The sequence below is a fragment of the Bacillus sp. P4_D3 genome (genome assembly GCF_056401855.1).
Genome location: NZ_JBFUIN010000167.1, coordinates 1 through 6537 on the forward strand (window position 1 = coordinate 1; position 6537 = coordinate 6537).

Consider the following 6537-nt stretch of genomic DNA (forward strand, 5'->3'; position numbering starts at 1 on the left):
GTTCAGTATTCGAGTGCTTTTTCTGAATAAAAGTACCGATTAAGAAATGTAATCATAAAAAATGCTATCTTTTTGTAGGGATGTACAGAAAGATAGCGTTTTTTAGTAAGCAGATCTACTTACGTATATTTTGCGCGATGGATAATTGAGATGATAAGATTGATATAGAAATGTAAAGGGAGAGAATATGATGAAGACGCGAGAAACAGATAGTAATGGGAAATTAGTTACGTTATATGTTACAAGACACGGTAAAACAATATTAAATGCGAATCATCGCGTGCAAGGTTGGGCGGATTCTCCGTTAGTAGAAAAAGGTGTTGAAGTTGCCGCGAATCTAGGAATGGGATTAAAAGATACTCATTTTACTAGTGTATATAGTAGTGATAGCGGTCGAGCGATTGAAACTGCTAATTTAGTATTAAAATATAATGAGCAATCAAAGTTAAAACTTGAGACAAGAAAAGATTTACGTGAATTGAACTTTGGCACTTTTGAAGGCGAAAAAGTTGAAATTATGTGGGATGCTATCGGAAAAGCTGCAGGTGTTACATCACCAGACGAACTCATGAAGTATTCTATTGAAGAAGTTATTAATCTGATTAGAGCAGCAGACCCTACAAAACAGGCAGAAGATTGGGCAGTATTTTCTACTCGTATAAAAAAAGAAATTAATAGGATTAGTGAAGAAGCTGCTGAAAATGGTGGAGGCAACGTTTTAGTTGTAGCTCATGGACTTCTGATTACTGCATTAATAGAAATGCTGGATCGTAGTAAAACAAAACTTGGAGTGGAAAATGCAAGTGTAACGAAAGTTTTATATGAAGATGGGAAGTATACAGTCGAATCGGTTGGGGATATGAGTTATGTTGAAAAAGGAAAAGAAAGTGTGGAAATATAATAATATCTCAAATAGAAATAAGAACAGGAAGCTAGCAAAATCTAGCTTCCTGYTTTAGTTAGATGAATCATGGGATTAATAAAATCTTCCCAGTACTTTTACGGCTCTCTAATAATTCATGTGCAAGAGCACCATCTTGTAAAGAGAATGTAGTAGGACTCGCGATGTTTAATTTTCCATTCGCAATCCATTCGAATAGTTGAGAGGAACGTTCTTTTCGCTCTTCGTAAGATATAAGTACATTCCAAAGGTCTCCGCCAGTTAAAGTTTTCGAAGTATCCATAAGCATACGTGGATCAACTGGCGCAGGATTACCACCGGCCATTCCGTAAAACACGACAGTACCACCAACTTTAGTCGCTTTAAAACTTTCCTCTAATGTAGAACCTACTGATTCATATACAACATTTACTCCAGTACCGTTAGTTATTTCAAGTACTTTCGTATGCCATGCTTCGTTATATAAAAATACGTGATCGGCACCGGCTAACGTAGCTACTTGTGCTTTTTCTTTTGATGATGTAAGACCGATTACTGTTCCGCCCTGTAGTTTAATCATTTGGATGAGAAGCTGACCAACACCACCAGCTGCGGCATGTACTAAAGCTATATCACCTTGTTTTATTTGATAGCTATCTTTCGTTAAATAATGTGCTGTTAATCCTTGTAATAAGATAGAAGCGGCTGTTTCAAAAGAAATAGAATCTGGAAGTGGAATTGCTTTTTCTGATGGAACAGCAACTAATTCTGCATTTGCAAATGGAACGTCAGCAAATGCAATGCGGTCTCCGGGATTGATAGTAGTAACGTTAGCTCCTACTTTTTCAACAATACCAGCCCCTTCATAACCTAATATATAAGGCGGATTACCAGCGAGATGATAATCGCCGCGGCGTCTATAAATATCAGCGAAATTTAAACCAATTGCTTGCATGCGAACAAGAATTTCATTTGGATTTATGATTGGATCAGCTATTTCTTTATATTGTAGTACATCAGCATTTCCAAACTGTTCGAAACAAAGTGCTTTCATATGGAATACCTCCATTTATATTGTTTGTAGATGTTCTTTATCATACAATACAAATATCAATAGACAAAGAAGATTATTTCGATGGAATCAATCGAAAATATCGATTGAAAAGGGGAATAGCAAATGGAGATAAAACAATTAATTACATTTAAAGTAGCGGCAGAGACTTTGAACTTTACCCAAACTGCGAAGAAATTAAACTTTGCCCAATCGAGCGTAACAGCGCAAATTAAAACGTTAGAAACTGAGCTTGGTACGCCGTTATTTGAGAGATTGGGAAAACGCCTTTTCTTAACTGAAGCAGGAAGAAAGTTTCAACTATATGCCGATAAGATGATTGCGCTCAGTAACGAAGCGAAAATGGCTGTGAAAGATGATGAGGAAATAGCAGGTACGTTAATAATTGGTGCGCAAGAAAGTCAATGTACATACAGGCTCCCTTCCATATTAAAAAGGTTTAAAGCGCAATTTCCCCAAATAAAACTTATATTTAAACCAGCGCATTCCAATAAAGATGCGAAGGAACAATTGATGGAGGGGAAAGTAGACCTTGTATTTATTTTAGACGAATGTAAAACAGAAGACGTTTTACATGTAGAGCCACTTATGAAAGAAGAATTAAAAGTAGTAGCTGCTCCTACGCATCGTTTACTTGAACAATCTTCCGTTTCTATAAAAGATTTAGAGAATGAAACACTTTTATTAACAGAACTCGGTTGCTCGTATCGGACTTTATTTGAAGAGCTATTTCGCGCAGAAGATGTATACCCAGCAAATAAGATTGAGTTTGTTAGTGTCGAGGCAATTAAACAATGTGTCATTGCAGATTTAGGTATAGCTGTTTTACCGGCAATAGTAGTAGAAAAAGATATACGAGAAGGAACGATAAAAGAGTTATATTTAGAAAATACAATCAGTCCGATTTATACACAAATTGCTTGGCATAAAGATAAATGGATGACAGCTCCGTTACAGCAATTTATTGATGTAACGAGGGAGTTTTTTGCAAGGGATTAAGTGGAGAAATATTTGTTTTATATGTAAGAAGAATAGCACTTTTGTATATAGGGAACCGATACTTGGATGAAACAAGTATCGGTTCTTTATAGTATATTTTTATAATCACTTTTAAGTATGGCCATAATAATTTCATCCGAGTACGTATCGTTATAAAATAAGGATTGACGTAAGGTTCCTTCTTTTACAAACCCAACCTTTTCATAAGCTCTAATTCCGCGTAAATTATGGCTAAATACTTCTAACTGTAAACGATTTAATGATAGTTGTTCAAAAACAAATCTTAAAACAATTTTAATAGCTTCAGTTCCATAGCCTTGTCCTGTTAATGCTATGGAAAGCATTGATATTCTGAATCCTGCTCTTTTGTTCTCCTCATCAATATCTAAAATCGACAACTCTCCAATCATTTCGTCAGTGCTTTGTAAACAAATAGCGAAATCATAGCGACTTGAATCATTATTTATATGGTCTATATGTGTCTTAATTTGCTCCAATGAAAAAGTGGGCTTAGTTCCAGTCATATAACGTATCTCTGTATCCATCGTACTTTCTAATATAATGGATGCATCTAGTTCGCAAAGAGGCCTTAAATAAATTCTTTCACTCYCTAATCTCATTATAAATTTCTCCTTAAGGTTGGTGATAGAGTATATAAATATTTTTGATCTACATTGAAGAAGAGTTTTATTTTTTGTATTGTTTGAAAAGTATGTTTCTTACTTTGATATTACATGAATTTTATAATGGCATGGTATACCTAAAACAAATAATAAAAGTTTTATACACAACAAAATACATCATCAAACTTTTTGCTAATATCATTATTATTGTTTTTCATTCCGCTTTTAAATGAACATGAATTTTTATAGATATTTTTAGTGGGAAATAAGCATGTACCACTAATTTGCACCGTAGTTAAACAAGAATTAAATAACGTTATTGTCACTTTACAAGAGCATGTTTTGATTGTTTATCCCGTATTAACGGATAGTGAGACTCCAACTTCGAACTTTGACCGAAGCAAAGTAGGTAGGAGTCGGCCTATCCAGAAAAGCCTGATAGAGTAGGGAGGTTCCTTTAATGTTTTGGAATAATTTAGCATAAGTGATTTTCATATCTCTAAATTTATGCTCTAATTAAAATAAAGGAGGCAAGTAAATGGGGAATGAGATTAAACGATATGTAATACGCAATTTTATATTTACATGGATACTATGGGGGCTATTAATTAGCCTAATAAAATTAAACATTACGACATTTGGTACACCGTTAGCGATGATATTATTTGTTTTCGGAGGGATCATGCCATCAATCATTGCAATTAGTTTAAAGAAAAAATATGGATCAAAAGAAGAGTTCAGAGTGTTTATTAAAAATATTGTTAATCCTAGGCATCACTTTGTATGGTATGTTCTAATTGTTGTTCTAGCTTTTATTAGCTGTTATCTTCCAACGATATTTGGTGGAGCAACGATGCAAAAACCATTATACGTGGCATTACTTAGCTTTCCAATAATGATTATTGGTGGCGGTCTTGAAGAAATCGGATGGAGAGGGTTCTTACAACCTGCCCTTCAGAAAAGGTTTTCGGCATTTTTTAGTACGGTTATTGTGAGCGTTATATGGGCTATTTGGCACTGGCCGTTATGGTTTATTCCAGGTACGAATCAAACTCAAAGGGATTTTATAGMCTTTATAATTACGACAATTGCCGTATCTTTCTTATTAACTACAATTATTAACGCAACTAAAAGTATTTTTATGTGTCTAATTTTTCATGCGCTTCTTAATTCTTTTTGGAGTGTGTACGTGCCAAATGATAAAGTGTTACCAGCATTTTCAACTTTTATTTTCGGAATTTTCGTATTTATCGTGTGTAAAGTCATAATAAAAAGAAAGAACCTCTTATTGATTAGGTAACTGAAATAATAAAAGGAAACATATTAATATATTTTTTATGGATATGAAACTAATTAATAAGAACACGACACAAACATAATTAAAATATAATACAAGTTTGTGCCGCAAAAAAATTTGCAAAACTATAAACAACATCAAAAAGAATGAAGAGCCTTTCCGTATACATAAACAATGCTAACGACAGTTATAGTAATTCATTTGTTAGAACAATTGAATTAACTAAGGTCTGTGTCAGGAGGAGTGTATCCAAGGTGACGAGCCATAGATACGATTTGTCCTTTATGATGAAATTCATGTGTTTCTGTATGAGTTAAAAGCCATAGCGGAGTTGTGCTCCAAGGTTCTTTTTGCCATTTCACTTCATTTGCTATATTTTCGAGCCACCGGTTATTGTATTCATCTAAAAAGCGTTGTACAACTTCATCTACTATTTTAAATCTAGCACGGACTTTTTTCACATCTGCATGTTCAATTTCATAATCGCTAGCAAATGAAAAATCTGCTCGTTTTTGGTTAAATGCGAATGTTCCAAGCCAGTATCGATAGCAATCGGCTACATGAATATGGGTTTTTATAATACTGCCACTTCCGAAGTTAGGAACTGTGCTGTGTAATTTTTCTTGTGGAATTTCTTCCAAAAATGTAAATAGATTTTCCCTTGTAGAACTAATAAGATTATATTGTTGTTTTAAAACATCTACCATGCAATTACACTCCTCTTTTGTTTACTGAAATATTTGCGCACTAAGTAATTCTATATTTCCGAAGGTTGTACCTTTTTTAAAAAACATATTGCCAAAGTGCGTTAAGCATATTAGATGTATTTTTTAATTGTTTCTGATAGATTAAACAAGGTGAAACTTTAATAAGTTGAACATTTTTAGCTCATAATAAATTGTACATAAAAAAGGGGACGATAAAATGAATAGAATAGTTGGTTTAAAACAATTTGAAATAACGCGTGGAGCATTACTTAAATTTATGGAAACTTTAGATGACAAAACTGCGGATAAGCAGCCGGATGGCTTTAATAACACAATCCGCTGGCATATCGGTCACGTGTTATCTGCAGCAGAGACTTTCATGTTTGGAAGAGAATTTAAACATTTACCAAGTGAATATCCAGGTATGTTTGGATATGGATCAAGACCATCTAAATGGGAAACAGAAGGGCCATCATTAGAAGTGTTAAAGTCTCAGTTACAAGAGCAAGCGAAGCGCATTAATGAAATTCCAGCAGAAGCATTTGAAAATAAACTTCCAGAGCCGTTCTTAGGATTGGAAACAGTAGGGGAGCTTTACGGTATGATGCTTTATCATGAAGCGGATCATATTGGTCAAATGAAGGCGATGGAACGTCTTGTGAAATCTCTATAGTTTTGAATTTAATTGCTTAAAAAAACGAAATCCCAGATGGATTTCGTTTTTTTATTGAGCAAGTAGAGAAAATCAATTAATTCTAATGTTTCTAATATTTCTAACGTAATCAGTATTATCTTTTCGACTCCTTCAAATGTTTGAGTTGTGTAACAATCATAATGCTAATAACAACGAGTAAAAACCATGAGCTAATTTTGCTTAAGTGAACGAGATTCCATGCTTCTCGTTGATTTGGATATTGCCATGCTCCGAAAAATGTTGCGATGTTTTCTGCAATCCAAAT

General features: G+C 34.0%; 8 protein-coding genes. 4 read left to right on the forward strand and 4 right to left on the reverse strand.

What is annotated here, in order from left to right; all coding sequences use genetic code 11:
• Positions 1–190 precede the first annotated feature (190 nt).
• Positions 191–901: a histidine phosphatase family protein gene (locus AC1DTM_RS15840; RefSeq protein ID WP_033714743.1), complete on the forward strand. Its 711-nt coding sequence runs from the start codon at positions 191–193 to the stop codon at positions 899–901.
• Between the two features lie 67 nt (positions 902–968).
• Here AC1DTM_RS15840 and AC1DTM_RS15845 read toward each other — a convergent pair whose 3' ends face one another.
• The gene (locus AC1DTM_RS15845; RefSeq protein ID WP_016105583.1) at positions 969–1934 is read right to left on the reverse strand and encodes a quinone oxidoreductase family protein; all 966 of its coding nucleotides are present in this window, start codon (positions 1932–1934) and stop codon (positions 969–971) included.
• A gap of 123 nt (positions 1935–2057) precedes the next feature.
• Here AC1DTM_RS15845 and AC1DTM_RS15850 point away from each other — a divergent pair, with 123 nt between their 5' ends.
• The gene (locus tag AC1DTM_RS15850) at positions 2058–2951 is read left to right on the forward strand and encodes a LysR family transcriptional regulator (protein WP_199715500.1); all 894 of its coding nucleotides are present in this window, start codon (positions 2058–2060) and stop codon (positions 2949–2951) included.
• Positions 2952–3037: 86 nt separating this feature from the next.
• Here AC1DTM_RS15850 and AC1DTM_RS15855 read toward each other — a convergent pair whose 3' ends face one another.
• Positions 3038–3571: a GNAT family N-acetyltransferase gene (locus tag AC1DTM_RS15855; protein WP_477000460.1), complete on the reverse strand. Its 534-nt coding sequence runs from the start codon at positions 3569–3571 to the stop codon at positions 3038–3040.
• Between the two features lie 541 nt (positions 3572–4112).
• Here AC1DTM_RS15855 and AC1DTM_RS15860 point away from each other — a divergent pair.
• Positions 4113–4874: a CPBP family intramembrane glutamic endopeptidase gene (locus tag AC1DTM_RS15860; RefSeq protein WP_477000461.1), complete on the forward strand. Its 762-nt coding sequence runs from the start codon at positions 4113–4115 to the stop codon at positions 4872–4874.
• Between the two features lie 215 nt (positions 4875–5089).
• Here the strand turns inward: AC1DTM_RS15860 and AC1DTM_RS15865 are convergent, their stop codons facing one another.
• Entirely contained in the window at positions 5090–5578 is a 489-nt protein-coding gene (locus AC1DTM_RS15865) for a DinB family protein (protein ID WP_016105579.1), read from the reverse strand.
• A 217-nt stretch (positions 5579–5795) separates the two neighbouring features.
• Here AC1DTM_RS15865 and AC1DTM_RS15870 point away from each other — a divergent pair, with 217 nt between their 5' ends.
• Positions 5796–6251, forward strand: a complete 456-nt coding sequence (locus tag AC1DTM_RS15870; protein ID WP_002161005.1) for a DinB family protein — start codon at positions 5796–5798, stop codon at positions 6249–6251.
• Positions 6252–6366: 115 nt separating this feature from the next.
• Here AC1DTM_RS15870 and AC1DTM_RS15875 read toward each other — a convergent pair.
• Positions 6367–6537, reverse strand: a 171-nt coding sequence (locus tag AC1DTM_RS15875) for a DUF817 family protein (protein ID WP_477000462.1), incomplete at its 5' end; no start/stop codon positions are given.